Source organism: Alcaligenes aquatilis, assembly GCF_003076515.1.
Lineage (GTDB): Bacteria > Pseudomonadota > Gammaproteobacteria > Burkholderiales > Burkholderiaceae_B > Alcaligenes > Alcaligenes aquatilis.
Map to the genome: position 1 here is coordinate 3,719,992 of NZ_CP022390.1, position 1,550 is coordinate 3,721,541.

Annotated in this window: 2 protein-coding genes; both read left to right on the forward strand. The window is 56.8% G+C overall.

Annotation, left to right across the window (positions count from 1 at the left end; genetic code table 11):
• Positions 1–321: alpha/beta fold hydrolase (locus CA948_RS16975; protein ID WP_162496919.1), on the forward strand; the 321-nt coding region annotated here is incomplete at its 5' end.
• Between the two features lie 80 nt (positions 322–401).
• Positions 402–1,454, forward strand: a complete 1,053-nt coding sequence (locus CA948_RS16980; RefSeq protein ID WP_094197643.1) for a 2,5-dihydroxypyridine 5,6-dioxygenase NicX family protein — start codon at positions 402–404, stop codon at positions 1,452–1,454.
• Positions 1,455–1,550 lie beyond the last annotated feature (96 nt).

Consider the following 1,550-nt stretch of genomic DNA (forward strand, 5'->3'; position numbering starts at 1 on the left):
TGCCCGACCTGGACCGAAGAGCAGTTGCAATTGCGTGCCCAGTGGCTGCACACCTGCCACGAGCCTGCGATTCTGGCCAGCTTTGAAGGTTTCCACACCGACGATATCCACGTCGACTTCCCGCATTTGAAAGTACCTGCCTTGCTGATGGCCGCCGAGCGTGGCGATGTGGTGCGTGATGAGGATGTGGCCGAGATTCAGCAACTGGCCTCTGGCGTGCAGCACGTTCGTGTGCCGAACGCCGGTCACATGATTCCTTGGGACAACGAAGCCGGCTTTTACGAAGCCTTCGGTGACTTTCTGGGCCAGCGCTTGGTGTGATGTTAAAGGGCCGCTACGGTGGCCCGTCGTGATGCAGAGGTTCCGCGTCAGTGCCGGAACCTCTCACAAGGAGAGACAAAATGGCAGTGAGTGATTATCAACTTATCGAAGCATGGCAAGAGGTGTTACGTCTGTCCAAGCTGCAAGCGGGTCAAACCGTGACCTTGCTGACTAGCTCGACCACGCACCCCCAGACCATGCAGTGCGCGCAGATTGCCGCTCAGTCCATGGGCGCGATTGTCAATCGTCTGGACTTGTTGCCGGTCAATGCGGAAAAAGCCTTGAGCCGTGACTCGCTGGCGTACTTGGGAACGACCCCGCTGACGGGCAACGAAGCGGCGATCGCCGCCTTGAAGGCCAGCGATCTGGTTTTGGACCTGATGACCCTGTTGTTCTCGCCCGAGCAGATCGACATTCTGAAGTCGGGTACCAAGATTCTGCTGGCCGTGGAGCCACCCGAAATTCTGGTTCGTACCGTGCCAACGGAAGCAGATCGCGCACGCGTGACAGCGGCGGCCGCTTTGATCAAGGCCGCCAAGGAGATGAGCATTACCTCGCCTGCTGGTACTAATCTGCGTTGCCCACTGGGTGAATTCCCTGCGATTCGTGAATACGGTTTTGTGGATGAACCCGGTCGTTGGGACCACTGGCCTAGCGGCTTTGTGCTGACCTGGCCCAATGAGTTGGGCACCAACGGCACCATCGTGATCGACAAGGGCGACATTCTGTTGCCGCAGAAGAAATACTCGACTGAGCAGATTATTCTGACCGTGGAAAACGGCTACGCCACCAAGATTGAAGGTGGTATTGAAGCCGAACTGCTGGACGAATACATGAAGACCTTCAACGATCCCGAAGGTTATGCGATTTCGCATATCGGCTGGGGTCTGCAACCGCGTTGTCATTGGTCCACGCTGGGTCTGTATTCGCGTGAGAACACCATTGGTATGGATGCTCGTGCCTTCGAGGGTAACTTCCTGTTCTCCCTGGGGCCGAACAACGAGGCGGGCGGCAATCGCACGACGGCCTGCCACATTGATATTCCTTTGCGACATTGCACGGTCAGCCTGGATGGCCGCGCCGTCGTGCGTGATGGCAAAGTATTGGACGGAGGCGTTGGTGAGTACGAATGAGGGAGCGGTTTACGCTCAACAAGGGTTTGGGTCGACGCTGGAGCCTAAAGCTCCGTATGGCTTGTTGATTATTGATCTGGTGAATGGTTTTGCTGA

Bases quoted from the DNA above. Each gene is read 5' to 3' on its own strand.
- CA948_RS16980 (WP_094197643.1), top strand. From the start codon at position 402: ATGGCAGTGAGTGATTATCAACTTATCGAAGCATGGCAAGAGGTGTTA.